Below are 25658 nucleotides of genomic sequence, written 5' to 3'. Positions count from 1 at the left end.
ATAGGCGTTTTTTTTATTTACATGTTATAAATTATAGTACAAATATCATATTTCGATTAAATCTTGTTGTTATTCCATGTGTAAGCTATAATTCCATATTATGTAAAATATCCCAGAAAGTCTTGTATACACAATAAACTGTTATACACAATAAACTGTAGTACTGGGGTCATTAAACATTTGGCTCTTGGCTTTAGTACTAAACAAGAAACATCCTGCTGTTTGTACTATAATTAGTCGCTATGTAAAATTGCCGCGTCAATCACATTATTTAAAGCGTACTTTTCAAACTCTTCAATGGATTTGCTTGATATTTTGATTTCCCAATTAGATAAACTGGGCATTAAACTGACTTCATTATTTACAAAGAAATTGTTGTTAGAGTCTTGTAATTCTTTAGATGGAATTAAATACACAACTCTTGGTTGTTGTTCTATAATTAAAACTAAGGCGATAAACAAGTTATCGTTAAGTTCTCCTAAATCTTGTTTTGCAATTTTAATACTTTGTGTTACAGTATCTAAATCTAGTGGTTGTAGGTATATTTGGTTATTTCCTATTAAAAAGTCAAGCCCCTCCCTCCCATCGGTTTTGTCAATTAATTCTAGGTTATGGCTTTTTAGTTCTGATTTTAGGAACTCTAGACTTAAAGAAGACATTTAGTTTTCTTCTTTTAATTTAAGGTCTTTGCAGACTTGCTTAAATACTTCGCAGGGGTCTACATCAATTGCTAAGGCAATTAAATATAATTCGTCAGCTCTAAGCTTAGTACGCTCATTATTAGCTAACTCACTAAGTCTAGTTTTACTTATTCCTGTTTTTCTTGAAACATCGGAACGGTTTACTGATTTTCTTGATAGGAACAATCCTAATTCTGTCATTATTGTCTGATTTTAAGAACATAAATTTACATATTAAGATAAATTATTCCGATTTTGTAAACTATTGATTTTTATTTTATCCGAAATAATGTATATTTGTTCTGATAATCGGAATATTTAATCCTAAAACAAGAATAATGCCATATCCTAAATACACAAAAGCTGACCTTGAAAGAATTGTATATACCCAACTAGATAACTTAAATGCCATTCACGACTTATTACGCATTATGAAACTACAAAATGAATTGATTGAAAATGCTAATAAGCGATTAAAAGATGAAATTATTGATTTTAAAAAGCGAGTGAATTATGGAAGTGGAGAACGTAATTAGAATATAATGCTCTACTCTTTAATAATTTATAATTCAAATATTTCTTTCAGGTAGTGTGGTTCTTGTTTAATACGGTTAACATCTTTTATAAGAAAGCTAGCAATATCAGATTTCTGCGTATCCGTAAGTTTGGCAGATAAATTATTATTTGAGTTAGACAAATCAATAATCCTTTCATTTCTAAGGTTTTTAGCAATGAATAACATACTATTCAACAGGTTATTCTTATCAGATTTATCGATACCATAATTTTCATCTGATAATGCAGCAACAACACATTGATCAATAATTGTTGTTGGTAACTCTAATTCATTCCTGTCCCTGTATACCTTTAACAGTTTTACAACCTTTCTGGTTTTTGGTTTGTTAACCATTAAATCCTTGTCAATTCCAACATTAGATTTTACCGAACTTCCTTTTTGCCATGCCCAGTTTGGATGAACATACAAATTAAGTTTTTTCTCTAAATCATAATTGTTAATTTCCCTACCAGGTACAATATCAAAATGGATTTCTTCATCATCTTGACTATGGAAAGTCAAACCAATGGATTTCTTTTGCTTAGTGATTTTGGCTTTCGACGAAAAAGATTCTTCTATGGTTTCAAAAACATCATTATACATCTTTTCTAATGTAGGATAATAATTTCTTTGAAAAGGCAAAATTATATCCAGATCATAATTTGACCCAATCGCTGTTCTCTTATGAAATGATCCAGCATCTTCAGGAGAAGCCACTAATCCTGCTTTAAATTTTTTTGATAATTTTTCTTTTACATTTTTTCTATATTTGAGTACATCATTGTAGAATTTTGAATCTGCTTTCAAATCTTCTTTTTTCAATATGTCTTTTAAATACTCACTCGAATAAAAAGGGTTTTTATTCTCTTTATTACGTTTTAATTCATTTGTCAAATAACCAATCCCGCCTCCTACACCCGCACCAATTAAGCTGTTTTTTAAAGTCCTCTTCCCATCATAACTCTCCCACGTGAACTTTTCGCCTCTTTTATTATGATCAAACCATTGAGAAAGTATATCACTTATAGCAATAATTCCACTCCCTAATAATGCCCCTTTAATAATATACTTATTTTTTTTTCTCATTTTTTTTCTTTTTAGGCACAGGATGTATTCCTCCTCCTTTCCATTCACCGGTAATATGCCAATTTTCGTAATGAAACAGCCATAAACTTGTCCATGGAATAATACAGTCTGAAATCAACATATATGAATTAAACTCTTGATATGATGGGTAATACAAGCATAGCTCATTTAATGGATAAACATGTGGGATTTTTTCATTCTTAAAATTCCTTTTTAGAACTGGCTCTAAAATATTAACTTTTGGCCGTTTGCCTATTCTATATTTTAACTTAAAAGAATAATTAATACTTCTTGAAGTAGGTCTTATTAATCCAGTACATACTACACAATCTTTTAAGAGCTTAACGTTGAATTCGGGATAGCTTCTTTTTAGAGCAATAAATTGCTCAGATAAAGTATGTGTTTTTTGTTTATTCACTTCCGAAAAAAGTATTGTTTTTTATCGGTTTCGTAGTATCAATAAGTGATTCGACTAAAACACCAGTCGAAGTATTTATACCAATACTTTTCATTTTCCTTGCTTTTTCAAGCTGGTTTACTTGTGAATCTTGTGCTCTTAAAAACGCTTTTTCACCAAATAACCCTTTTATTGTATTTGCTTCCTCAATAACACCATTTTCTTCTTTTAAAATTTTCCATTGTTTATCTAAATGAAGTATGAATTTTTTAAAATGTTCATACAATTCAGGTTCTTTATCATCATCCCACTTATCACTAAAATCTTCTTGAGGGTTAACAGGGTTTAATATTTTCAAACGATTCCCAACTAGCCCTACGATGTTAAAATTTTGTTTTATTTTATTTATGATATTTTCAATAGTATCAAAAATTGATTCTTCTCCTTCATAAAACTCACCCGCAATAGTTGTTAAAATTATACTAGATGTAGCCATTTTAGGATTAGTCTTAAAATACTCATCACGATACATCTTGATTAGCTGAACTGCTCTTTGCAAAGGTTTCTTTTTAGAAAATTCATCAGCTGGCAAATTTTCCATTGCATAGGCCTTTTCTAGTAAAGTCATTTTTGCCAAATTTGACTTATTAATAAACCAATTACCATAACCTCTTGGGCTACTCGACGTCCAATCTCCTAACTCCCTATCTGGTATAACTAATTTATCTTCATCATAGCTTGTTTCTTGACAACCAGGTAAAATATCCATATGAAAATCACCAGCATAGTTTAGGCGAATACATCTATTCTTTAATTCAACTTTATCCTTATATCTATCACTATTTTGCAGAACTCTTTTTAATTGATTGTAAATATATTGTGGAGAATATTTCTCCCAATCCATAACAATATGCACAACTATGTCTAAATCGAATTCATTTTTCCCAGTTGGTTTAACAGTTGTCCCAATCCGAACTGAACCTTGAGGATATATTTCAAAAACGGCATCTTTAAAAAAGCCAATATCCTCATTAAGTAAACTCTCGATAGCTCTATAAGCTGTTTCCATTCTTTCTTTACGCGTATCATCTAATTGAATTTGTTCAGCGATTCTAGCTAATAAATCGTCTAACTGCGTATTTTTATTTTTAAATAATATCATGCTTTACTCCATTTTAAATTTAAAACCCACTTTGCGTGAGGTCCAATATTGTATTTAGTACTTAACTCTCCCTCATCATAGCCTAGTTTATTAATCATTTGAGCACTAGCCCATTTGATATACTCACTATCTCCTTTAGATAATAATTCTTCCAACTCCTTTTGTTGTGATTCATTTGGTATCAATTCTAAAACATCATATTGCAAAATCTCCCAACAATCCCAACCAGATTCGATAGGAGCTCTTTTTAATGGAGTTTGAACCGATTTTAAGAATCTGTAATTAACGTAAGGAAAATTCTTTTTTTTAAGGATTCTATTATCTGCTTTCCCTCCCAACAATTCTTCGTAAAATTCTCTCCAATGAGAAATTTCACGATTTTTTTCGCTATTAAACCAATCAAGAAATTTCATTGCATTTCTAGCAGGAACAAAAACCGCTAAATCACCTTTTTTTAATCCAGCTGTCTTCATTTTTATATCATCAGTAGCATTCATTCCCTTCAAAACACTTTGTGTTTCAGGTAACCTTTTATACTTCCCTCCTACGTGTTGATACCAATTCCAATTTGGATTTGCGTTTTGTACTAATAAGTATTTATCATTAACCTTAATTACATACTGATAGGACATGGAAAATCTTATGTATTTTCCAAATAAGCTAATCCAAAAAGAATGCAACGTTAACTTTAACCTTTTCCTGTTTTTATAAAAAAAATTAAAACCATCAATAATCAAAATAGTGATAAGTAAAATGTATCCACCTCCAATGAATTCAGGACGAAGCGACTCATCTATATTATAACCTATGATAATTAGAATTAATGCAACTAATATTTTTAAAATGAATCTTAACATACATATTTAGTATTAGCCTTTTGGTGGAAAATTATCGTTGCCAAAACTATCTTTCTGTCTAATTTGGCCTTTTTGGTTATGAACTAAAAGTTCAGATTTTTGATTTTTCGCAATATTTCTAGCTACGTTAATTGCTTCCCTTTGAGTAGAAGTAACTTTTGTTGCCTTTTGATTTCCTGCTCCTTTAACTGCCCAACCATTATTATGTGGAACTACGTGTTGATTCTTTTTCATTATTTACATTTTAAATTTTTATTATACTTTCTACAATGCCTTGTATTTTAAAATCTCTTGTTAATATAATTGGCTGATGCTCTTTAGTTGTTGATTTTGGTAACAAAACAATATGGTCTAAATTATTTTTAAATTCCTTGATTGTAGCTTCATCATCAATTAAGGCCACTACTCTATCTCCATCTTCTGCGGTTTGTTCCTTTCTTATTAAGACTAAATCTCCATCATCTATATTAGCTTTGTTCATTGAGTCACCAGATGCTCGAAGAATAAAATACTTTTTATTCTTTCTAATGAGCTTTGTTGAAATAGAAATTTCTGTTTCAATATTTTCTTCAGCAAAAAGAGGATATCCACATGCAACATTTCCTAATACTGGTATGTTTATCATTTTTTCATACTCTTCTTCACCTTCAGCAACTTTTAAATTTGTCGATTGCATAGAAGAATCATAAGTTTTTTTAGAAGTATGAGTTTCTAATAACTCAGCAACTGCAACATCTAATATTTTTGCAATCTTGAATAAATCTTCAAGACTTGGTTGTCTCCTATTTTGGACATATGAGTTAACCATATTGTAGCTCTTTTCTAATCTTTCAGCTAGCCAAATTTGCTTAATACCTTTACTTTCTAAAACCTCTTTTATACGATTCATTATAATGAATTGATTTACAGATGTAAAATTAAATAATAGTGCTATAATATCTCATTTAACGAGATGTTATATGTTAACAAAATGATATTATTTATTAACATTAATATTTTAAATAACTATTATAAATGGGAAAGACTCCCTTTCGAGAGTCTTTCTTGCGGAGAGTATGGGATTCGAACCCATGGAACCCGTTAGAGTTCGGCTGATTATAAATCAGCTGCATTAGACCGCTCTGCCAACTCCGAAAAGATTATTATTCCTTTCGGAAATGTAGAGGGTAAAATCTCCGTATATTTTTTTTATAAGAGCAAAAGTTATTCTTCTAGTTCTAATTCTTCTTTTACAAAACCACCGTATTTTAGTTCATTGCCATCAAACCATTTACAGCTAACATCATTACCAATTTGATATATTGTCATGCTAGGCCCTCCAGATTTTAATACAACTACATCTCCAACTTTTAAATCATTCATATTATAATATTTTAATTGTTTAAGTTGAGTTAAGTTCAAATTTTATGCCAATAGAATATCGACAGCACAAACTTCAATATTGCAATAAATTATCAAAATTTAAGAGTATTTAATGACTTATTGACATATGTTTCGTTAATATTATGCCATTCCATACACATTTTGCCTCCACTCCTCTGCCCTTTCTGCAAAAAGAGTATTCCATTACATTTTTTTAAGAAGCTTTTAGAAAGAAAAAAATCCAATAAAATTGGGTTAAAGAACTTCGCTTTTACCAAAGCAAAGTTACATAACGCAGAACATTATAGTACATTTTATAAATAGGTTTATCCGGTGGATGAAGCTATTTATAACACAGATGGCGCGCTGGAGAAATTATGATGCTTAGTACAATCATTCTATTTATAAAAAAAATGATAGCTATAATGTAGTATTATGTAAAATATCCCAGAAGCATTTGTTTTCATAAGAATAACTGGAACTTGGGTCATTAAACTAATAAGCGGTTTGCTTCGCAGCGTTTTTTAAAACATTTGTATCTATAATTAGCCGTTATGTAAAATAGCCGCTGCCAAATGCGCTTATTGCTTTTTAAAAATTTAAATGCCTTATATGGCATTTATTTTTAAACACAATTTCCAACCGCTTTGCCAGCGCCAAAAAAAAAGCTAACTTTTAACTGTTATCATAATTCTCGTAATTGAGTATTTGTAGGTAATATTTTTTTCTATGCGATTCTCGTAGCATTCCATAAGAGCTTAAATTTTAAGAAAAATAAAATTCTAAGCACTTATTCTATTCTCGTTACTATTTAAACTTTTTAATTAGGAACGAGAATATTATGTAAAATAGAAATTGATGTTTTGAACTTCTTAAGTTTTGATTATATCTTTTTTTCTTGATAAAAAAAGAAACAAAAAAATCATGACTGCATATAATTTTGGAAACAATTACGGCTCGTTACGCTATATTTTAGGAAACATTGTAACTGGTTAAGATTACTTTGAAATCCTTTGTATACTTCAAACACTATAGAAACTGTATTACTAGAGCCCTAAAATATGTACGCTCCACTCACCTATTGTTTTGTCAAAATTTTATGAGGTCTAAACCAAAACCAACTACTTTTTTTTATTTTCAATATCATCAATAATTTCTTCAACAACCTCTTTTAGTTCTTCTCCCATTTTTAAATACTCATCTGGAAATTCATCTTTCATGTAATGCATTAAAGTAAAATAAATAGGTTTAAACTTATCAATTAATTGATATTTATTTAATAAGTCATAAACAATATTGTAGTAACCTACACTTATTAGTTCTATAAAATATTCGATAATATCATTTAGTTCATATTGAAAATCTTCACTATCTTCATTATCTTCAAATGAATCTAGGATTGGATTAATAATTTCTAAAGACTTTTCGATTTCGTCATTCCAAAGCAATACTTTTGCAAAAAGCAGATTTTTAAGAGTATTAAATTTAATATTTTCATTAGCAAGCTTAATATGATTTAATGCTTTTTCTTTAAATTCATTAGAATCTAAATACAATTCTGATAAGCATACTAGAGCATCATAATCTTCGATTTCCTCGTAGCTTTTTAAAAAGTATTTTTCAGCGTTTTTAAAATCACCCATACTTTCGTAAACATGTGCTAATTTGTGAATTGCTTTTTTATTACCCAATTTAATTGATTTGTTATAATGCAATTTTGCTTTAGAATAATTTTCAGCATAAATGTCATAAACTTGCGCTATTAAAAATTGAATTTTTGGATCATTGGAATCTTTAATAGATTTTAATAATTTTTCGGCTTCTTTGTTTTCGCTGTCTTGTTCAAGTAAAGTAATTGCTAAGTCAATCGAACTTTCTTCTGGATAATATTTTAGAGCTTTTTTAAAATAAATAATAGCATTATCAAAATCGTCATTATCATCATATAATCTAGCTAAACACAGATTAGCTCTATTATCTCCTAATTTAATGGCTTGTTTGTAATATTTTATAGCTTTATTTTTTGAATTTTTTATAGCATATAAATGACCTAAAAAATGCGATGATTTTGATTTCGAATCATCATGTTTTATACCTTCAAGTAAATACTCTTCAGCTAAATCATAATTATCCATTTGAAGGTATAAAAACCCTAAATCTCCTATTGCTTCTTTAGCTCCTTTATCTATTGCTTCCTTGTATTCCTTAATTGCCTTTTCATTCTCACCCAATTTGTGAAAAATTGAACCTCTTAATCCATAATCTATATTGTCAATCTCTTTTCCTGAATCCATTAGGAGATCTGAATACTTTAAAGCATTCTCTAAATCGTCAATTTGATAAAATGCATTTGCTATAAAACCATAAATTTTATCTTTTTTAGAAATTTCAAGAGCTATCTTTAATGCAGATTCATAATCTTCATTTAAATAAAATTTAAATGCTGATGAATACAAATCAGAATCTGAAATAGACATTCCGACCGTTAAATTTTCGGGCAATATTTCTTTTGATTTTAAAACTAATTCTTTTTTTAAGTTGATATCTATAGTTTTACATCCTAAATACGCCTCTCCTAAGAGAATTGCAGCAGCATCATCGTATTCGCCATTGTTTAGCGAGTGTATATGAGAACTAACCCTTTTTTCTAGCTCTTCTTTGCTACACCATGATTCCAGAAACCTAACAAGCCAAATAACACGTTTTTTGTCATATTTTCTACCATATCTCATTAAATACCAAATATTGAAAAAACGTTCTTTTATCTGATAAAGATGATTCTTCTTACCGGTCTGAATTTTTTCAATTATTTGACTCTTCTCTAAATATCTTAGTTGTGCAGACACTATTTTGCTTTCAATTCTAGAATTCTTAGCTATACTTTTTACACTTGTAGCATCCCAACTTTTTGCAACGATATCAACTATTTTTTGTTGGTTTTTAGGTAAATCATCCATTCGATGTTTATACAACGGTGTAACAGCATCTAATGTTAGTTGCAAATCTTTGATAGAACTACCTCCAACGTTATCAACAAATATTTTATATAGTGAAACAATAGTTCTTGTAACACCACCTGTTAATATTCTTAGTATTTCTATTCTTTCAGGGTTGTGTTCTATTATATGATTAATCTGTTTTACTGAATTATCTAATTCAGATAGTTTTAAAAGTAAGTTTTTAATCTCTTCATTATTTAAACCTTTTAATGGAATCGTTTTAAAAAACTCAAATAATGGTTTTTGATAATCAAGAATTTGTTCAATTAAAACGGGAGAAGCTGCAATTAACCTCAAAGAAGAACATGTCATTAATATTTCTCTCAGTCTTTTTATTTCTAAATCTGAAAATTTCTTCAGCAAGTCTCCAAAATTATCGATAAAAAGAACAAGTACTTTGTTTTGATTTTTCAAGCTTTTTACTAGAATTTCAAAACAATTCTCTTCACTATTTGATTTATTAATTTCATCTTCTATTTCATTATATAAATTAGAAAAACCATAATAATCTTCTAAAATTTCACTTATTTTTTCCCAAAGATTTATTAGTTCACTTATTCCATATTGTTCTTCTCCTAATGTCATTGGAATCAGGTTGGATAATTCCTTATCATCTTCAATTGCATATTTGATTCTATGTATTAAAGTTGTTTTTCCTGAGCCTCTTTGTCCTATTAATAAGTAATGTTGACCTGGGTATTTAATATCTGTCGTCTTTACATCTGACATAATTGAATCAAAGAGTTTAGTCCTAACTACAAATTCTTCGATTAATTGGTCTTTCCTTTTGTTTGCTGGGTTATATATTGTTGTGTTCATAATTAATTTGCTACATATTTTTTCCACCATAATTTTAAAATAGGAGAATTGAACCTATAAGTTTCACCAGAATCTTCAGAATGGATATAGCCGTCATATATCAAGGTATGAATTAAACTTCTATATTCCTTTTCGATTTTATATTTAACAGCTATATTGTAAATATCTCCCTTTTTTATAGTATTATGATTGACTATAAAACTTAATGTCTCTATAATAAAATCAAATTCATTCCCATTAAAAAATCCTCTTAGTCTACTATAGTAATGTTCAAAATAATTATTATTCCTGTAATCAATAATTTCTTGAAATGAATCATTAATTAATTCTATAGTGATTTCTTCATCATCTTCTTCCATTAAATCAATGATTTCTTTTATCATTAGTTTTATATAAAAAGGCGTTAACCATTCTATTCTCTTAAGTAGAAAATCTATATTGTCATTTGTAATTGTTTTCTTTTCATACTCCAATATTGCATTAAGTAATTCAACACCTTCTTTATATTTTATTGGGTTTACTTTAATTGACATTATATCATTAATCAATGCAGTTGCATTTAAATTTTCTACAGTAGTATTTAGTCCAATAGAACCTGTATAAATAAATTGAATTTTCAAATTTATATTTGGGTCTAACCTCAAACTTCTATTTAACTGTAAAAAAGTTATTGCTTCATCATTACTATTGGTTTTGTCAATTATATTGCTAATTGTATACGGAAATTCATCTATCATTAATATAATTTTACCTTTATCTAATTGAATTCCTTTCAACAGATTAATTAATTCATTATAATAGTCTAAATCTTCTGTTTCAGATAATTCTAATCCTGTACCGCTAACATTAATCCCTTTTATTTTTTTCAAAAAAGAATTACCTGCTCCTTTTATTTGCTGCATTACTTTAACAGACCCACTAACACAATTCGATTTTATGACTTCGGAATAAATTTTCTTAAAAAAATCATTACTATTGGATATAGCCTCAGTATCTAAGTATAAATAATGATTAGCATTTGGTTGGTTATCTAACAAATGCATTAATATTGAAGTTTTACCAACTCTTCTAGGAGCTGCAAGCTGGATGTTAGCTCCTTCGTCAATTGCTTTTACTATTTTATCGATTTCTATTTTTCTTTGAAAGAAATCTTTACCTCTTGCCGGAGTTCCAATTACATTTTTCATATAACAAATATTATTTTGTCAAATATAGTGACAAATATTATTTTGTCAAAATTTTTAACAATATTTTTTTTGTTAAGTAGTATTGTGAAGTCATTCCACACACATTCCACTTCTCTCCTATAGTCGTTTCGTAAAAAGAGTGTTCCATTAACTTTGCAGAATAAACTTTTGTCAAGAAAAAAATAAAGAAAATGTTGTATAAACCTTTCGCTTTTAACCAAAGCTCAAGTTACATAACGCAGAACATTATAGCACAAATGTTAATTTATGGCTTTTTGGTCAAAGAGTATAATAGTATTCCATTTGATAGCTATAATGTAGTATTATGTAAAATATCCCAGAAGCATTCGTTTTCAAAAGATTAATTGGAACTTGGGTCATTAAACTAATATGTATTAATAGATCCCTAAAATCTTACGCACCACTCATCTATTGTTTTAGCCAAAATTTTATGAGGTCGGGTTTTTCTTTAGAGTATAACTTCTATCCTATCATAAGTTGAGTTATGAATAGTGAACGTTAAAAGTATGTTAAATTAATACAGACTTGTCTGTTTAATATAAAAACTATATATATTTGTACCATGAAAAAGAAAGGAGTAAAAGAACGCATTATTGAAACGGCTTCAGATTTATTTTATAATAACGGTTATAATCAAACTGGCATTAATCAAATTATAGCAGAAGCTGGTGTTGCAAAAGCAAGTATGTATCAGCATTTTAGATCTAAAGAAGATATTGCTGTTGACTATTTAAAGCAACGACATATTAATTGGATGGGAAGTTTGCAAGATTTTGTTTCATCAAAAAAAACGGATAAAGAAAAAGTAATATCAAGTTTCGATTATTTAGATAGCTGGTTGAGCTCAGTTAACTATAGAGGTTGTGGATTTCAAAATATTATATGCGACCTTCCTCAAGATCAACAAAAAATTAAAGATCAAGTTGTATTGCATAAAACTGATGTAAAAAAATTAGTTGACAGTTTATTACAAAACGATACAAACCAAAAAGATTTGGGTAATGAAATAGTAGTACTGTTAGAAGGGGCAATTATTTTATCTCAAATCCAAAAAAGTAGTTGGCCTATTACGGCAGCAAAGAGAGCAGCAATAAAGTTATTAGGTTAAATCTAATTTCTTTTTTTACAATAAAAAAAACAGACTTGTCTGTATATTATATTTAATTATGAAAGAACTAGTACCTCCTTTTACAAAGGAAACAGCAATAGCAAAAGTACAATCAGCAGAAGATGCTTGGAATAGTAAAAATCCAGAAAAAGTTTCAATGGCTTATACCATAGATTCACAATGGAGAAATAGAGATCAGTTTTTTATTGGTAGAGCAGAAATAGCAAAATTTTTATCAAACAAATGGAACAAAGAACAGCATTATACACTAAAAAAACACTTATGGTCATTCACAGATAATAGAATTTCTGTACGCTTTGAGTATGAATGGCAAGATGCGAATTCTGGTCAATGGAATCGTACCCATGGAAATGAGCACTGGGAGTTTGATGAAAACGGATTAATGCAAATTAGAGATATGAGTGCTAACGATATTGAAATAAACGAAGAAGATAGAAAATTTAAATAACAGAAATTATGAGAACACTAAACAGTAACCAAATTACAAGTACTATAAAGACATCCAAAGAATCTTATCGTATTAAATTTAAATAATCAATAAAACAATAACATTATGAAAACACAAATTTTAAAATCTGCTTTAGGTATTGCAGCGATAGCAGTAATATCTCTAGGATTATTCTCTTTTGAATCTCCAGAAGACAACAACACAATAATTCATAAAAAAGAAAAAAATCAGTCAACGCTTCACAAAACAGTTAAAATTAATGGTTTAGACATCTTTTATCGAGAAGCTGGCGATATAAACAAACCAACTATTTTATTATTACATGGTTACCCAACTTCATCACACATGTTTCGAAATTTAATAACAGACTTGTCTGTTCAATATCATGTATTAGCACCAGATTATCCTGGTTTTGGTAGAAGTGAACAACCATTAATAAAGGATTTCGACTATACATTCGATAATATGTCAAACATTGTTGATGGTTTCCTTAAAGAACTAAATGTGGAAAAATATAGTATTTATTTAATGGATTATGGTGCACCAGTAGGATTTAGGATTGCTTCAAAATACCCAGAACGTGTAGAATCATTAATCATTCAAAATGGTAATGCTTATGATGAAGGTTTAAAAGACTTCTGGATTCCTATTAAAAAATATTGGAATGATTACAAACCAGAAAATGGAAAACCACTAGAAGGATTTCATTCGCCTGCAGGTTTAAAATGGCAATACACACATGGTGTTCAAGACTCATTAAAAATAAGTCCAGATAACTGGCATATTGATTTACAGCACTTAACACGTCCTGAAAATAATGCTATTCAATTAGCGATGTTTTATGATTATAGAACGAATGTGCCACTATATCCTAAATGGCAAAAGTATTTTAGAGATCATCAACCACCAACTTTAATTGTTTGGGGAAAGAACGATTACATATTCCCAGCTGATGGTGCTTATCCGTACAAACGAGATCTAAAGAATTTAGAGTTTCATTTACTAGACACTGGTCATTTTGCCTTAGAAGAAAAAGGGGATGAAATCGCTAACTATATTCTAAAATTTTTAAAGAAAAATAACATTAAATAATAGTGTTGGTTAATTAGTAGCCGTCAGTTCGAGTTTTTAAGCTCTTAATAATGAAACAAAAAAGAAGTTTTTCTTCTCGGGCTGACTTTCACATTAAAAACAAAAAACTATGAGTTTTTCAACAAAAAATAACGATCACCATAAAACAACTATGAATATGGTAAATAGAACAATAAATTGGAAGAATGCAATCGTTGCAGGTATTATTGGTACCATCTTATTTGATCTTGTTGGTTTAGCATTTACAGGGAAATGGTGGGATATTCCTGGCATACTAGGAGCAAAAACTGGTTTAGGTTTAGCTTACGGAGTTATAGGCCATTACAGTAATGGCATTTTATTATCAATATTATTTGCTGGTATAGCGCCTTCACTTTGGGGACCAAAATGGTTTAGACCACTATTATTTGTAGTTGGTGAAACTATAGCACTAGTCTGGTTATTTATGCTGCCTTTATTAGGAGCAGGAGTTGCAGGATTAGACATGTCTCCAATGATGCCAGTTATAACATTAGTACGTCACTTAGTATATGCAATTCCTCTAATCTTTTTGATTCAATACGACATTAAAACAATTATAGCTAAATAGTAATAGGATGAAGAAGATTACAGAAACTCCTCTTCCTCTTTTTTATACTTTAAATCAATACAAATCATCATGGCTAAAAACTTTGCAGAAATAGCATTTACAGAAGCAGTAAAAAAACTACAAGAAAAGCATGGCAGTCGTAAAAGTTATGAGCGCATGGAAAAATTCGATGTTGTAAACGGATTAACTTCTGGTGAAACAACATTTATTCAAAATCGTGATAGTTTTTACTTAGCTTCAATTGGTGTAAAAGAATTTCCATACATACAACACAGAGGTGGCCCAAAAGGATTTATAAAAATTATAGATTCAAAACGTTTAGGTTTTATTGATTTTACAGGAAATAAGCAATATGTATCTGTTGGTAATATAACAACCAATAATAATGTATCTCTCATTATGATAGATTATCCTACCAGGACACGTCTTAAAATTTTCGCTAAAGCAGAAATTGTAGAACTTAATGATAATCCTCAATTATATGATAAGTTAGACTTAGCAGATTACAAATTTCGTCCTGAGCTCATGATGGTATTTCACATAGAAGCTTATGATTGGAACTGCCCTCAACATATCACGCCACGATATACTGTTGAAGAAATAAATCATGCTTTTTTACCACAACAAGATTATATTTCAAAACTTGAAGCTGAATTAAAAGAATTAAAAAGAAGAATATAATGAATAAATTTAAAGTAGATATTCTAGCTTTCGGAGCTCATCCAGATGATGTTGAATGTGCTGCGTCAGGTGTTATATTAAAACACATATCCTTAGGCAAAACTGTTGCTATTGTAGATTTAACAGCAGGTGAAATAGGCACTTATGGAACACCAGAAACCAGAAGACAAGAATCTCTTGAAGCTTCAAGAATTTTAGGAATCCAGTACAGAGAACAATTAGGGTTACCAGATGGAGCCATTGAAAACAATGAAGCAAGTCGGTTACTGGTTATTCAGGCTATTAGAAAATACCAACCAGAAATTGTATTAGCAAATGCCATTAATAGCTTCTAGCACTTCGCTCATCTGAATTAATTACGAATTGACCGTCTGTTTTGGTCAAAGCATTTTCACGAATTAATTTTCTTACATTGTGTTCTAATTATTGCTTCAGGAACATCAATATCAAAATGCTTTACTAATTCACTCCTGATTTGTGTTGAATCTTGTGAGAATGTATTATTTAACAGATATGTACTAATAATAAATTCATTTATAATCTTTTGAATATCAACACGATTATTTGCCATTTCTGCGAAAACAGAAGTAGATGCTAAAAATTCTTTATTCATATATTTTTTAAATTAAATTCAATTTTTACAAAGGGAGAGAGTCTAAATGTACTATATTTTGTAGGAATCGATTTGCAATAAAGTTATATAATTTAAAAAGTTTTTAACAATATATAATTCCACACACATTCCACTACTCTCCTATCGTCGTTTCGTGTAAAAAGTATTTCATTAACTTTAGTAAAAGAAGCTTTGGAGAAGAAAACTTTTAAAAGAAAGATCAGCAAATGAAACTATTGCTTTTACCAAAGCAAAGTAACATAATGCTGACCATTATAGTACAAATATATAGTAATTTCTGTATAGCCGTATTTCAGGCTATTTACACATAATTGTAGATATAGTGCCTTTAGGTCTATATCGTCAACAATTATGTTAAAAGAGATTACGGCTAATTAACTTGTAGGTTTATGAGCCACCTCTATATTCGTTCAAACGTTTCTTCATATATTCTGCAATTGCTTTTTCGTTGGTGTCTTTGCTATTTGAAAGTGAATTAATAATATTTTGTCTTTCTTTTCCTGTCTTATTTTGGCTTAATTTTTCTTTAGCTTGTATATCAGTTACATTTATTTCAAAAGCGACAATTCCCTTTATCATTTTTCTTTTAAACTCTTTAGGTAATTCATTCCATTGTTGTTTGTATTCAACTTCATAATTTTCAATTGTATTTTCCAACAATTCAGTAATTCTTTCTATTTTATTAATAACTTTTCCTTCTCCGTAGGTGTGAACTGAAATATAATTCCATGTCGGAACATTTAATTCTTTTTCATAATTCTTTGGTGAAATATATGCGTGAGGTTCGCTAAAAATTACTAAAACTTTATTTTTTTTAATATCTCTCCAATGTTCATTAGCTTTTGCAAAGTGAGAAGTCAATACTATCCCTTCTTTATTTTCAGTAACAAGAAACGGCAAATGTGTTGCAATTGGGATATTATTCTTAGATGTAATAATTGTTCCAAAACTAAATCGTTTAATAAAATCAATTACTTGTTTTTTATCTTTTTGCAAGTTAAAATCTGGAATATACATATTCTATTTTTACATTTTTTTATTAGGAGATTCCATAAGATGTAGTGTAGCATGATTTTCCAGATGCTTGGGGTAAATCCACCAGTTCTTTTTGTGCAATAGCCTTTAATTTTTGAATATCCACCTCCCATTCTGGTTCTATCAATAACCCCAGTTCTCCTTGACGTCCGAGATTTACAATTTTATCTTGAGAATAACGAATGGAAGTGCCTTTATACACCAATTTATCTCCCTCTCGTATCAAAAACACTCCATAAACGGGGTTTAATGCTATAGTACCTGTAGTGTTAGGTATACACGCAGAAACAGTGCTTTTAAAGGGCTGTACTACCCAATGTTTTATTATAGATGAACTCAAATGCTTTTGAGTTTGATTAAAAGAAGTTAGTATTTTAATATTTTCTCCGCATGAACCAATGGACGGTTTTAAAATAATTGGATAGTTATAATGAATGTCTTTCTCTTGAATTGATTTTGAATGTTTATAGTTTAAAATTTGTGTGTTAATCATCCATTTATTCCAACGCACATTCAAGGCTTTTGGTAAACGTTTAGATAAGCGGGTAATTAACGCCTTACTCGAAAAAAAGCGATCGTATATAGGAGAAGTTGAAAACAAACCTGCCTCTTTGGAAAAAAAGGAACGCAAAGCTTTCCCATTTTTCTTGTTGAGAAGATTTCCAACGGATAAATCCAAATAAAAACTCGTTTTAGGGTAGTTTAACTTTTGTGTTGCAAAAAGATGTAATCCAATACTTTTAACATCAATGGTACCGTATCTTTTTTTTATTCGGGTTTCTCGACTATGGGCAAAAAGTTTAGCTGATATCCCATCATAAACACTTATAACCCTTCTTGGAGGTGGTTGTATCAAAAGAGCGTCTAAAGCACAGGTTAAACTATGTTTTGGTGTGATTTTTGCATTAAAATGATCAACCAAAAATTGTTCCATCACACCAAAAGTACAAGCTCCACCTACATTACCGCAATTTACTTCTACTACCCGTAAACCTTCTGTGGTTGGAATAACGTCTAAGCGTACAATGGAAGGAACTGGGTGTCGGTATTTTGATGAAACCGATTTTGCAATTTGCTGCAATCGATTTGTGGGCTTAATGTCATTCGATGTAAAAAAGTCATGATACATTTGAGATATCCCAGCAGACATATCTGTCGCTAAAGTTCTAATTTCTTTAACAAATGCAGTATCAGGAACTGCAAAAGGTGCACAGTTGGGCTTGTAAAAACCTGGGTGACTCTTTGCTAGATAATCCAACGAGCCAAATGCTGCATAATAGTCATCGAGATATGCTAAGCTGTTCTTATGTAAGAATACAAACTCTACCATTCTATTCTATTTTTTTATAGCATATAACATTCGTTCTTTGCTAACTTCTTCTTCAGACCATAAATCATAATCAATAAACTGCTCTAGGTTTGCTCCGCTTAAATGCACCAATTCGACCTCATATGTATAACGGAATTTTTTCATTTCAAAAATCAGAAAGCCAGCATCATGAAGTATATCTATGATGTCTTTGTAACTATATTTTTTGCTGCAAAGATGTAGCGCATGTATTTCAATAAACACATGCCTTATCTCTTGTGCTAAGGCTTCCTTCATTCCATTTAACACCAGTGCTTCTGAACCATGAACATCTATTTTAGCAATTTCAGCTTTGATTTTATGCTCTTTTCTAAATGTATCGTATGTGAATGCTTTAATAATTTCGGTAGACTGATCGATGGTGACATTTGTAGTTCGATTATGAAATGGCAAATCACAATTTTCATCAGAAAGTGCATACGGAAATAGTGTAGCATTAAAATTCCCAAGCTCTTTATTTTGTTTTAGAATATCAAAATTTTGCGCTCCAGGTTCAAAAGCATAAACCTTAAAATCTGGGTTAATGGCATGTATAAAACTAGGGAAATAACCATAAAGTGAGCCAATGTCTAGTATACCAGTAAGTGATTCACTGGTGACTAAATGCTCAATAAGAGTTCTTAACCCTGGTTCATAACCATTATCGCTAAAGGTTTCATTGTGGACACTTTGGTCTGGATCGTACAACGAAAATAAAGTTTTGTGATGTTGTAGTTGAATTATATTGTTTGATTGTATATTCATAGTAAAGGTCTAGTTCTTATTTTATAGCAATGAATCCTTGAAAGTTTACATATTTAAATACGGTCATAATGTCAACAAATCCCGCCCGTTTCATCAGGTCTAAATTTCCATTTTCCGAAAATGGTTCCAATACCCGTTTTAAACTTCTGGACTTCGCTAAAATCTCATGGGCTAAAAAGCCTTCCTTGAGCTTATAATCGATATATAATTGATTAGTCATATCCTGAAAACGAGCATCTGGAGCTCGTGTTTTTTCAAATAGAATCAATGCTCCTCCCCAATTGAGCGTATCGTAAACCATATTAAATAGAATCTGCCGTTGTTTTGGAGCAATAAATTGTGCTGTATAAGGTAAAATGATTAAGTCTGCAAGTTCATATTCATAGGCTAGAATATCAGCCGTTTTAAATTGTACATTTTTCTGTTTTTGAGCTTTGGCTTTTTCTTTTGCCTTATTAATCATGCTTTGCTCACAGTCGATACCAATAAATTTAGCATCTTTTAGGCGTTTGAATCGATCTGCTATAGTTGCAATTAAAGTTCCAGTAGAACAACCCAGTTCGTAACAAACTGAATCCTCAGAAATAAAGAAATCTGTTAAATTGATTATCAACTGATGGCTTTCCTTGTAAAAAGGAATTGATTTATTGATGTGATCATCAAACTTTTCGGCCACATCACCAGAAAAAGTCCATCCTGAGTTAATTGCCGTGAGGTTTTGCCCAACATCTATTAATGTTTTTTGTTGATTCATGATTTTCTATTTTTAAATTTAAAAAGGTAGTCTGCACTAACACCAGCTTTTTGAAACAGTCTAACGGTTGATTTGGTTTGTTGTTTAATTATTTTATCTAAATATACTTGTGGATGTGATTCTTCTATAATCTGTTCAATTTCTGTTTTTGATAGCCCTATACAAGACAGCCCATGCTTATAAGCTTGAAGATCTGGTGTAGAGAATATCCTAATAAAATCAGGCATCATGTCTATTATATAAGCCTTTTCGTAGACGGAAAGCAATTTCCAAAGTATTTTTAAGAGTTGAGAGAAATAATTATGATGAAATGCTTCGTCTTTTGCATGATCTCCGATGATTTGACGTATCGTAGTAAGAACTCTAGTATCCTTTGGTACCTTTACTAGAGTTTTAGTAATCAAAGTTTCTGTGGTAATTACAAAAAAAGTTTCGATTAGATCTAATTCTTTTCCACGTTTATTGTCGGCTATGGTATTATATTCGGATAAAAAACTTGGATCGAATCGTAGACCGGTTTTTGGCATCCTAAAATTAACGGAAGAAAGCTGCTCTAATTGCTGTAAAATATCTTCTGAAAACAAAGCATGATATGATTCGTCGCAATAAATTTTATATGCATCAAGCCTCATATTATCTGGCAAAACATAGAAATATTCGTTTTGAGCAATCTTTTGAGTTACTCTATTCACAAGATTATGCTCTAACTTATTTGTGAATTCTAGATAACTAATTAAGTGAAAGTAAAGTACTTCTTGTTGCAAACCTTTATTAACTATGATAGGATGCGTTGATATAGGGACTAATTCTGGCGAATAAAATAGTTTCCCATCGAGTTCTTCCTTTTTTATGATACGCCGATCTAAAGAACGAACACTTGATTTATCGTACCAATCTTTTAGTTTGGATGTATAGTCAAGATGCGAAATTCCTAATTTTGATAAATCAAAATCAATGTTGATGTTTTCATGACTCATTGTATATATTTTGAGTTTTGTTAAAATATATATACTAACAATAGAACTATATAGGCCAATTGAAAATATAAGATTTATCATTCAAATATAACAAAATAAGTGAGAATCTATTTACTTAAAATCAAAAACATTATATTGTTAATTTACATTATTTCATTCCAAACACATTTTGCATCTCTCCTACTTCGTTCCGTAAAAAGAGTATTCTTTAACATTTTAGAGAAAGTTTTTATAAGAAAAGAAAGTAAGAATACATATAAAAAGCAGTTCGAAAACGAACTGCTTTTTAACTACTATACTAATCTTCTAAATACCCAAATTTTCCTGTATTAAAATCTTGAAAAGCTTCTATTAACTCTTCTTGAGTATTCATTACAAAAGGTCCATGAGCAGCAATGGGTTCATTTATTGGCTCTCCACTTAAAACCAATATTACAGTATCATTTAATGCTTCTACCGAAAAAGATTCACCATCACTACTAAACATTACAAAATGATCTTGTGGTGCATTAGTATCTCCATTCACTTTAGCATCACCTTCAACCATTAACAAAGCTGTAGTGTAATGCTTTGGAAATGTAAATTGCGTTTTTGCGCCTTTTTTAAGCTTTACATTATACATATTAATTGGTGAAAATGTAGAAGCTGAGCCTTTTTTTTCATTGTATTTACCAGCAATAACTTCTACTTCACCATCATTATTTGGCAATGCAACCTTGTTAATATCTGCATTGGCTATTGCTTGGTACTTTGGTGGGCTCATTTTATCTTTGGCAGGTAAATTTACCCACAGTTGTACCATTTGGAATTCTCCGCCTGTTTTACTCCATTCGGTTTCATGAAACTCTTTGTGTAAAACACCTGAAGCTGCTGTCATCCATTGCACATCACCCTCTCCAATTATACCACCGCCACCTGAGCTATCATCATGTTGTATACGACCTCTATAAGCAATGGTTACCGTTTCAAAACCTCTGTGTGGATGCACACCAACGCCTTTTGGTTTATCTGTTGCAGGGAAATTATATTTTGAATTATAATCCATCATAATAAATGGATCCATACGTTTCATAGTAGATGTTCCTGGAATAAAGTTATGCACTCTAAATCCATCTCCCACAAAATGTGGGATTCCTGGTTTTGTTACCTTTTCTATAGTTCTTGTTTTCATTTTTCTCTGTACTTTAATTTATTAATTTGAATTAATGCGATTTGCCAATTTTATTTCAAACGAATTATCCAAATAATTGCGTGAATTACCTGGTTTGTTATTTGACCAATAAGCTGTTTTTACTGCTTCTTCTAAATTTGAATCATCAGTATATTCAACCAATATGATGTTCTCAAATAAGACTGACGTTAATCGGTACAATTTCTTTTTATCAGATTCAGATATTTCAGTAGAAATTACTAAAACCTTATATGGTCTTTGCTGTAATTTTTCGATAATAGTTTCGACATTACTTACTGTTGAAACCTTCCAGTTTAAAATTCTTGGTATTGTAGTACTATTTGTAAGTACTAATGCTTCTAAATGTCTCATAATGTATTCCTTTCTTTTAATTACTGCTAAATTACAGCAACGAAAAAAGGTATGCATTGACCTATGATAAGATATGCATTATGGTTTTAACTATTAAGATTTGAAGTTCTCTTTTGCTAAAGCCTTACGTACTCGACTTAAGCTTTCTGGTGTAATACCTAAATACGAAGCAATCATCCATTGTGGTACACGTAGCATAATATCTGGGTACATATTGACAAATTCTAAATAACGCACCCTTGCAGATGCGCCTAATAATAAACTAATACGCTTATACAAATGACGAATATGATTTTGTAAGAGGATTTCATTTTGTTTCCTAAAATTTGAATTAATTTTTGCTACTTCATTAACAAAATGTTCATCAAGCATTACGGTTAATGTATCTTCAACAGCATCTATATAATAGCTAGATGGTTCTTGAAAGAAAACACTTCCACGATCACTAACAATCCATTTTTCGGTGGCAAATTGCAAGATGTTTTCTTTACCTTCCTCATTCAATGAATAAAATCGTAATACACCTTGTTCTACAAAAAAGGAATGCGAACAAATATCTCCTTGTTTTAACAGGAATTCGTTTTTTTTAACTGTTTTTGTTTTAATAAAAGGCATTATTTGAGCAAATTCTTCTTCAGATAATCCTCCTTTTTCTATGAGATGCTTCTTAAAATTGGATAAAGTCATAATTCATATAAAGATAAATAAATAGAACCTAAAGTTTTACCTTTTATTAATTAATAGTGATTTCACATACTTTATACATCACCTTTACATTTATTCATAAAAAGTGTTCCATTATTAAAAGGGTAAAAGAAACTTTTTAGAATAGACATATAGCAAAAACACTTGAGAATATGTTATTGTAAATCCAAATATAAAAGTAACTTGATAAAGTTATTTTAATCACTCGATTACAATGGTCTTAAATCATCAAATTTATATTATAAGAAAAAAAACAAAAAAGAAGTAGTTTAAACTTCTCTTTTGTTTAATCAAAACACACACAGTAAGTGCGTTATGACAAAAAGCGCAATCGATAATTTGAGCTTTGACTAAATAATTATATTAACAAATTGTAACGATTAAAACAGGAAAGTTTTAATCACTTATATATCTCAAGCTCCTTACCAAGAATAATATCTCTTTTGGCAACAAATAAGCCTTCTTTTTTATCGAGTTTAAGAATTCTGTTAGGGTTAGTTTCTTCTATTTTAGAACGACAAGATTCGGTTAATAACGGATCATTATCAAAAACAAAAGATTCAATTTTATATTCAGGTTTATTTGGCTCTTTAATAATTGGTAGAATTTGAGCTAATTCGTTTCCAAACATGTATTTTCCTGGTACAAAAGTGTAGAATGTATATTGTCCGTTTGCATCTGTTCTAATCCAACCTCTGTGTTTAACATAACGTTTTTTATTATGTCTTTTCAAATCAAAATTACCATCTTCGTCTGCTTGATGAATAAATAAGAGTACATTTTTTGCTGGTGTTACACCATCATTTTCGTAAATAGTACCTGTTATTTTTAATTTATTAGATCTTGATACAAAATCTGGAATAGTATCAACACTGTTTAATTGTTTTTCTGAGTAATCGTAAATAGGGCTACGTTTCTTATAATTCTGTGGAATCTCCTCTGAAGTAGTATTTATTTCTTGAGCATTTAAGTTAATTGAAAAACTAACTATAAATACAAGGCTAAGTAGGGTTAATAGATTTTTCATGGGGTGAATTTTTATAATCCTTTCGAAACTAACTATTTATACACTTTGTGAGTAAAATAATCGATTGAACTATAAAATTTTACGATGAATAGATGAAAAGCAAAGTTTGTAACTAATTTTTAGCTATTCTTTAGATTTTACTTTTCCTGAGTAAGAAATTGAATTTCTGGTAGCTCCAGTTAGTGTGACATAACTTTTTAAATTTGGAAATAATTTGATAATGACTTTAAAGTGTTCTGACTTGTTCTTTGCATCACAAGAAATAGTATAGCTATCTTTTTTTCCTTTAGCTACATGATAATTTTCTATGACACCTTCTAATTGAATAGCACTATCGTTTCCGCCATAGCCTACATTGGTTTGACGTTCGCCAAAATACGGCAAGTACGATGCAATACTATCGCCTGAAATAGTTAAAAAATTTGAATTTCCAATAAGGTTGATTGCCCCAGAGGAGCTCCCGGGTGGCAATAGTCCAGAATTAAGTACCTGTTGTGTTGCAGTGGTTGTTTGTGGATACGCCCAATCAGATTCAATCTTGAAATTCTTATTCTCTACTAAGTCTTCAAAAGCCTTCATTTGCTCGTCTGTAACTTGAGAGCTTGAAGATTTACACGAAAAAAAAGCTATAGAAACAACAACGACTATTATGCATATAGATTTCATTCTAATTAAATTTAGCGTGTTCCTAAATTACAAAATCTAAATAAATAGTAGTGATATTAGACTGTTAAAATTAGAAATTTTATGTAGAGTTATCTTAAAATTTTATCTATTTCAGTAATCCAATCATCAATAGTTGTTGTGTTGCTACTTAAAGCCATACTTCCGTTTCCATAAGGTGCATAAATATTTTCATTTGTAACCGAAAAGAAACCAATTGTTGGAGTTAATGAAGCACTGGCTAAGTGCATAACGCCATTATCTGCAGCAATAAAAATTGAGGTGTTTTTTATGATAGCCCCCATTTCACGAATATCTTTACTGTAAAAATGCGGTGCCTTAAAGTTGATTTTTGAAATATTCTCAATAGGCAACATTTCAATTATATTAAAATCATTTTTAAACTCACTTTTTAAACGTGCATAAAACGCATTCCACCAATCTTCAGAATAACATTTATTGCCAGTAGCATTGGTATATATACAAATGGTTTGTTTGTCATTTTTAACAATATCTTTTAGTAATTTTTCGCCTTCTAAAATTTCTGATTTGCTTAGTTTTATGCTTAAAGTAGGAACTTCACTCCTATTTTCGCCGAAGCCTAATTTCGTTAAATAATGCCTCAAATTATAAACAGGATATTTAGCTATATGTTCGTAATTTTTATACTTTTGTTCTATAGCCTCATTTACATCACCAAAAACTTTATAATCAGCATTAGAAATTTGAGTTAATAATCGTCCTGAAGATGAATTTTTATCGCCATTTATAACCAAATCATAATGCTTTCTTTTTATTAGAACCCAGCATTTAACATACTTAAACAAGTGGTTAAATGGTTTTTTAGGAAGCTGAAAAATGTTGCTAATTTGTTTATAATTCTCAAAAACTGGATATGCTACGCCTCCTTTTACAAACAAATCGATTTCACAATTTGGGAATGTATCAATAACCTCCTGAACAATTGGTGTTAAAAGTAACTGATTTCCTAATCTGTGATTTGGGCGAATAATTAAAATTTTTTTTATGTCAACCTTTATATTAGCATCAAATTTTGGTTCAGTTTGAGAACTACCAACATTTTTGGTAATAAAATGCATAATCTTTCTTCGGTATACATTTACGCTATTTGGTATTTTCAT

At 30.0% G+C, this 25658-nt stretch carries 30 protein-coding genes and 1 tRNA gene; 7 read left to right on the top strand and 24 right to left on the bottom strand.

Translation table 11 applies throughout. The features are described from left to right. Positions 1–233: 233 nt before the first annotated feature. Positions 234–659, bottom strand: a complete 426-nt coding sequence (locus RG22_RS17135) for a hypothetical protein (RefSeq protein ID WP_034045541.1) — start codon at positions 657–659, stop codon at positions 234–236. Then, positions 660–881: a helix-turn-helix domain-containing protein gene (locus RG22_RS17130; protein ID WP_034045539.1), complete on the bottom strand. Its 222-nt coding sequence runs from the start codon at positions 879–881 to the stop codon at positions 660–662. Positions 882–1018: 137 nt separating this feature from the next. Between RG22_RS17130 and RG22_RS17125 the strand changes: the two genes are divergently transcribed. Beyond that, positions 1019–1216: a hypothetical protein gene (locus RG22_RS17125; RefSeq protein WP_034045537.1), complete on the top strand. Its 198-nt coding sequence runs from the start codon at positions 1019–1021 to the stop codon at positions 1214–1216. A 26-nt stretch (positions 1217–1242) separates the two neighbouring features. Here the strand turns inward: RG22_RS17125 and RG22_RS17120 are convergent, their stop codons facing one another. From RG22_RS17120 to RG22_RS17075, 10 genes are all read right to left on the bottom strand, one after another. Beyond that, on the bottom strand, positions 1243–2322 hold the full coding sequence (locus RG22_RS17120; protein ID WP_034045536.1) for a nucleotidyltransferase family protein: 1080 nt from the start codon (positions 2320–2322) through the stop codon (positions 1243–1245). Continuing rightward, entirely contained in the window at positions 2306–2740 is a 435-nt protein-coding gene (locus RG22_RS17115; protein WP_052143811.1) for a type II CBASS E2 protein, read from the bottom strand. Before RG22_RS17115 ends, RG22_RS17120 begins: the two co-directional genes overlap by 17 nt. Continuing rightward, positions 2733–3881 carry a nucleotidyltransferase domain-containing protein gene (locus RG22_RS17110; RefSeq protein ID WP_034045535.1) on the bottom strand — a complete coding sequence of 383 codons (1149 nt, stop codon included), beginning with the start codon at positions 3879–3881 and terminating at the stop codon, positions 2733–2735. The genes RG22_RS17115 and RG22_RS17110 overlap by 8 nt, the downstream gene beginning before the upstream one ends. Next, positions 3878–4738: an SMODS-associated NUDIX domain-containing protein gene (locus RG22_RS17105; RefSeq protein ID WP_034045534.1), complete on the bottom strand. Its 861-nt coding sequence runs from the start codon at positions 4736–4738 to the stop codon at positions 3878–3880. Before RG22_RS17105 ends, RG22_RS17110 begins: the two co-directional genes overlap by 4 nt. 12 nt (positions 4739–4750) lie before the next feature. Continuing rightward, positions 4751–4972 carry a DUF2188 domain-containing protein gene (locus tag RG22_RS17100; RefSeq protein WP_034045533.1) on the bottom strand — a complete coding sequence of 74 codons (222 nt, stop codon included), beginning with the start codon at positions 4970–4972 and terminating at the stop codon, positions 4751–4753. A gap of 10 nt (positions 4973–4982) precedes the next feature. Continuing rightward, positions 4983–5627 (bottom strand): transcriptional repressor LexA, encoded by a 645-nt coding sequence (gene lexA / locus RG22_RS17760; RefSeq protein WP_081997766.1) that lies wholly within the window; start codon positions 5625–5627, stop codon positions 4983–4985. A gap of 158 nt (positions 5628–5785) precedes the next feature. After that, positions 5786–5870 (bottom strand) — tRNA-Ile (locus RG22_RS17085). Positions 5871–5941: 71 nt separating this feature from the next. After that, positions 5942–6100, bottom strand: coding sequence for a YodC family protein (locus RG22_RS17755; RefSeq protein ID WP_081997765.1), 159 nt, complete (start codon positions 6098–6100; stop codon positions 5942–5944). Between the two features lie 1121 nt (positions 6101–7221). After that, on the bottom strand, positions 7222–9948 hold the full coding sequence (locus RG22_RS17440; protein WP_052143810.1) for a tetratricopeptide repeat protein: 2727 nt from the start codon (positions 9946–9948) through the stop codon (positions 7222–7224). Next, positions 9921–11105, bottom strand: coding sequence for an ATP-binding protein (locus tag RG22_RS17075; protein ID WP_034045532.1), 1185 nt, complete (start codon positions 11103–11105; stop codon positions 9921–9923). Before RG22_RS17075 ends, RG22_RS17440 begins: the two co-directional genes overlap by 28 nt. A 583-nt stretch (positions 11106–11688) precedes the next feature. Here RG22_RS17075 and RG22_RS17065 point away from each other — a divergent pair. From RG22_RS17065 to RG22_RS17040, 6 genes are all read left to right on the top strand, one after another. After that, a complete protein-coding gene (locus RG22_RS17065; protein ID WP_034045528.1) occupies positions 11689–12234 on the top strand; it encodes a TetR/AcrR family transcriptional regulator in 546 nt (181 codons plus the stop codon). Positions 12235–12292: 58 nt separating this feature from the next. Beyond that, entirely contained in the window at positions 12293–12703 is a 411-nt protein-coding gene (locus RG22_RS17060) for a nuclear transport factor 2 family protein (RefSeq protein ID WP_034045526.1), read from the top strand. A 105-nt stretch (positions 12704–12808) separates the two neighbouring features. After that, positions 12809–13795 carry an alpha/beta fold hydrolase gene (locus tag RG22_RS17055; protein WP_081997764.1) on the top strand — a complete coding sequence of 329 codons (987 nt, stop codon included), beginning with the start codon at positions 12809–12811 and terminating at the stop codon, positions 13793–13795. Positions 13796–13904: 109 nt separating this feature from the next. Then, positions 13905–14384, top strand: a complete 480-nt coding sequence (locus tag RG22_RS17050; RefSeq protein WP_156113419.1) for a hypothetical protein — start codon at positions 13905–13907, stop codon at positions 14382–14384. A gap of 69 nt (positions 14385–14453) precedes the next feature. Further along, a complete protein-coding gene (locus RG22_RS17045; protein WP_034045525.1) occupies positions 14454–15065 on the top strand; it encodes a pyridoxamine 5'-phosphate oxidase family protein in 612 nt (203 codons plus the stop codon). Next, complete coding sequence (locus tag RG22_RS17040; RefSeq protein ID WP_052143809.1) at positions 15065–15400, top strand: PIG-L family deacetylase; 336 nt, start codon at positions 15065–15067, stop codon at positions 15398–15400. Before RG22_RS17045 ends, RG22_RS17040 begins: the two co-directional genes overlap by 1 nt. A gap of 56 nt (positions 15401–15456) precedes the next feature. Here the strand turns inward: RG22_RS17040 and RG22_RS17035 are convergent, their stop codons facing one another. The 12 genes from RG22_RS17035 to RG22_RS16980 form a co-directional block, all read right to left on the bottom strand. Next, positions 15457–15678, bottom strand: coding sequence for a hypothetical protein (locus RG22_RS17035; protein WP_034045522.1), 222 nt, complete (start codon positions 15676–15678; stop codon positions 15457–15459). Between the two features lie 408 nt (positions 15679–16086). Then, positions 16087–16716 carry an FMN-binding negative transcriptional regulator gene (locus tag RG22_RS17030; RefSeq protein WP_034045520.1) on the bottom strand — a complete coding sequence of 210 codons (630 nt, stop codon included), beginning with the start codon at positions 16714–16716 and terminating at the stop codon, positions 16087–16089. 22 nt (positions 16717–16738) lie between these two features. Next, positions 16739–18064 carry a hypothetical protein gene (locus RG22_RS17025; protein WP_034045519.1) on the bottom strand — a complete coding sequence of 442 codons (1326 nt, stop codon included), beginning with the start codon at positions 18062–18064 and terminating at the stop codon, positions 16739–16741. A gap of 6 nt (positions 18065–18070) precedes the next feature. Next, a complete protein-coding gene (locus RG22_RS17020; RefSeq protein WP_034045517.1) occupies positions 18071–18847 on the bottom strand; it encodes an FkbM family methyltransferase in 777 nt (258 codons plus the stop codon). A gap of 16 nt (positions 18848–18863) precedes the next feature. After that, positions 18864–19601, bottom strand: a complete 738-nt coding sequence (locus RG22_RS17015) for a methyltransferase domain-containing protein (RefSeq protein ID WP_034045515.1) — start codon at positions 19599–19601, stop codon at positions 18864–18866. After that, complete coding sequence (locus RG22_RS17010) at positions 19598–20578, bottom strand: diiron oxygenase (RefSeq protein WP_162183660.1); 981 nt, start codon at positions 20576–20578, stop codon at positions 19598–19600. Before RG22_RS17010 ends, RG22_RS17015 begins: the two co-directional genes overlap by 4 nt. Before the next feature lie 298 nt (positions 20579–20876). Further along, positions 20877–21749 (bottom strand): pirin family protein, encoded by an 873-nt coding sequence (locus tag RG22_RS17005; RefSeq protein ID WP_034045512.1) that lies wholly within the window; start codon positions 21747–21749, stop codon positions 20877–20879. A gap of 21 nt (positions 21750–21770) precedes the next feature. After that, positions 21771–22121, bottom strand: coding sequence for a hypothetical protein (locus tag RG22_RS17000; protein ID WP_034045510.1), 351 nt, complete (start codon positions 22119–22121; stop codon positions 21771–21773). Between the two features lie 93 nt (positions 22122–22214). Continuing rightward, positions 22215–22808 (bottom strand): Crp/Fnr family transcriptional regulator, encoded by a 594-nt coding sequence (locus RG22_RS16995; protein WP_034045508.1) that lies wholly within the window; start codon positions 22806–22808, stop codon positions 22215–22217. Between the two features lie 418 nt (positions 22809–23226). After that, a complete protein-coding gene (locus tag RG22_RS16990; protein WP_034045505.1) occupies positions 23227–23853 on the bottom strand; it encodes a dioxygenase family protein in 627 nt (208 codons plus the stop codon). Positions 23854–23976: 123 nt separating this feature from the next. Next, a complete protein-coding gene (locus RG22_RS16985) occupies positions 23977–24519 on the bottom strand; it encodes a DUF4251 domain-containing protein (RefSeq protein WP_034045503.1) in 543 nt (180 codons plus the stop codon). An 89-nt stretch (positions 24520–24608) separates the two neighbouring features. Further along, positions 24609–25658: a glycosyltransferase family 9 protein gene (locus RG22_RS16980; protein ID WP_034045501.1), complete on the bottom strand. Its 1050-nt coding sequence runs from the start codon at positions 25656–25658 to the stop codon at positions 24609–24611.

The organism is Wocania ichthyoenteri Th78 (assembly GCF_000789235.1).
Taxonomy (GTDB): domain Bacteria; phylum Bacteroidota; class Bacteroidia; order Flavobacteriales; family Flavobacteriaceae; genus Wocania_A; species Wocania_A ichthyoenteri.
This window is presented reverse-complemented; position numbering and strand designations above follow the sequence as displayed.

Coding starts and splice junctions, on each gene's coding strand:
- RG22_RS17055 (WP_081997764.1), top strand. CDS start 12,809: ATGAAAACACAAATTTTAAAATCTGCTTTAGGTATTGCAGCGATAGCA.
- RG22_RS17045 (WP_034045525.1), top strand. CDS start 14,454: ATGGCTAAAAACTTTGCAGAAATAGCATTTACAGAAGCAGTAAAAAAA.
- RG22_RS17015 (WP_034045515.1), bottom strand. CDS start 19,601: ATGAATCAACAAAAAACATTAATAGATGTTGGGCAAAACCTCACGGCA.
- RG22_RS17065 (WP_034045528.1), top strand. CDS start 11,689: ATGAAAAAGAAAGGAGTAAAAGAACGCATTATTGAAACGGCTTCAGAT.
- RG22_RS17025 (WP_034045519.1), bottom strand. CDS start 18,064: ATGGTAGAGTTTGTATTCTTACATAAGAACAGCTTAGCATATCTCGAT.
- RG22_RS17035 (WP_034045522.1), bottom strand. CDS start 15,678: ATGAATAAAGAATTTTTAGCATCTACTTCTGTTTTCGCAGAAATGGCA.
- RG22_RS17440 (WP_052143810.1), bottom strand. CDS start 9,948: ATGGTGGAAAAAATATGTAGCAAATTAATTATGAACACAACAATATAT.
- RG22_RS17000 (WP_034045510.1), bottom strand. CDS start 22,121: ATGAGACATTTAGAAGCATTAGTACTTACAAATAGTACTACAATACCA.
- lexA (WP_081997766.1), bottom strand. CDS start 5,627: ATGAATCGTATAAAAGAGGTTTTAGAAAGTAAAGGTATTAAGCAAATT.
- RG22_RS16995 (WP_034045508.1), bottom strand. CDS start 22,808: ATGACTTTATCCAATTTTAAGAAGCATCTCATAGAAAAAGGAGGATTA.
- RG22_RS16985 (WP_034045503.1), bottom strand. CDS start 24,519: ATGAAATCTATATGCATAATAGTCGTTGTTGTTTCTATAGCTTTTTTT.
- RG22_RS17105 (WP_034045534.1), bottom strand. CDS start 4,738: ATGTTAAGATTCATTTTAAAAATATTAGTTGCATTAATTCTAATTATC.
- RG22_RS17020 (WP_034045517.1), bottom strand. CDS start 18,847: ATGAATATACAATCAAACAATATAATTCAACTACAACATCACAAAACT.
- RG22_RS17060 (WP_034045526.1), top strand. CDS start 12,293: ATGAAAGAACTAGTACCTCCTTTTACAAAGGAAACAGCAATAGCAAAA.
- RG22_RS17030 (WP_034045520.1), bottom strand. CDS start 16,716: ATGTATATTCCAGATTTTAACTTGCAAAAAGATAAAAAACAAGTAATT.
- RG22_RS17130 (WP_034045539.1), bottom strand. CDS start 881: ATGACAGAATTAGGATTGTTCCTATCAAGAAAATCAGTAAACCGTTCC.
- RG22_RS16980 (WP_034045501.1), bottom strand. CDS start 25,658: ATGAAAATACCAAATAGCGTAAATGTATACCGAAGAAAGATTATGCAT.
- RG22_RS16990 (WP_034045505.1), bottom strand. CDS start 23,853: ATGAAAAATCTATTAACCCTACTTAGCCTTGTATTTATAGTTAGTTTT.
- RG22_RS17005 (WP_034045512.1), bottom strand. CDS start 21,749: ATGAAAACAAGAACTATAGAAAAGGTAACAAAACCAGGAATCCCACAT.
- RG22_RS17755 (WP_081997765.1), bottom strand. CDS start 6,100: ATGAATGATTTAAAAGTTGGAGATGTAGTTGTATTAAAATCTGGAGGG.
- RG22_RS17010 (WP_162183660.1), bottom strand. CDS start 20,578: ATGAGTCATGAAAACATCAACATTGATTTTGATTTATCAAAATTAGGA.
- RG22_RS17040 (WP_052143809.1), top strand. CDS start 15,065: ATGAATAAATTTAAAGTAGATATTCTAGCTTTCGGAGCTCATCCAGAT.
- RG22_RS17075 (WP_034045532.1), bottom strand. CDS start 11,105: ATGAAAAATGTAATTGGAACTCCGGCAAGAGGTAAAGATTTCTTTCAA.
- RG22_RS17120 (WP_034045536.1), bottom strand. CDS start 2,322: ATGAGAAAAAAAAATAAGTATATTATTAAAGGGGCATTATTAGGGAGT.
- RG22_RS17100 (WP_034045533.1), bottom strand. CDS start 4,972: ATGAAAAAGAATCAACACGTAGTTCCACATAATAATGGTTGGGCAGTT.
- RG22_RS17050 (WP_156113419.1), top strand. CDS start 13,905: ATGAGTTTTTCAACAAAAAATAACGATCACCATAAAACAACTATGAAT.
- RG22_RS17125 (WP_034045537.1), top strand. CDS start 1,019: ATGCCATATCCTAAATACACAAAAGCTGACCTTGAAAGAATTGTATAT.
- RG22_RS17110 (WP_034045535.1), bottom strand. CDS start 3,881: ATGATATTATTTAAAAATAAAAATACGCAGTTAGACGATTTATTAGCT.
- RG22_RS17135 (WP_034045541.1), bottom strand. CDS start 659: ATGTCTTCTTTAAGTCTAGAGTTCCTAAAATCAGAACTAAAAAGCCAT.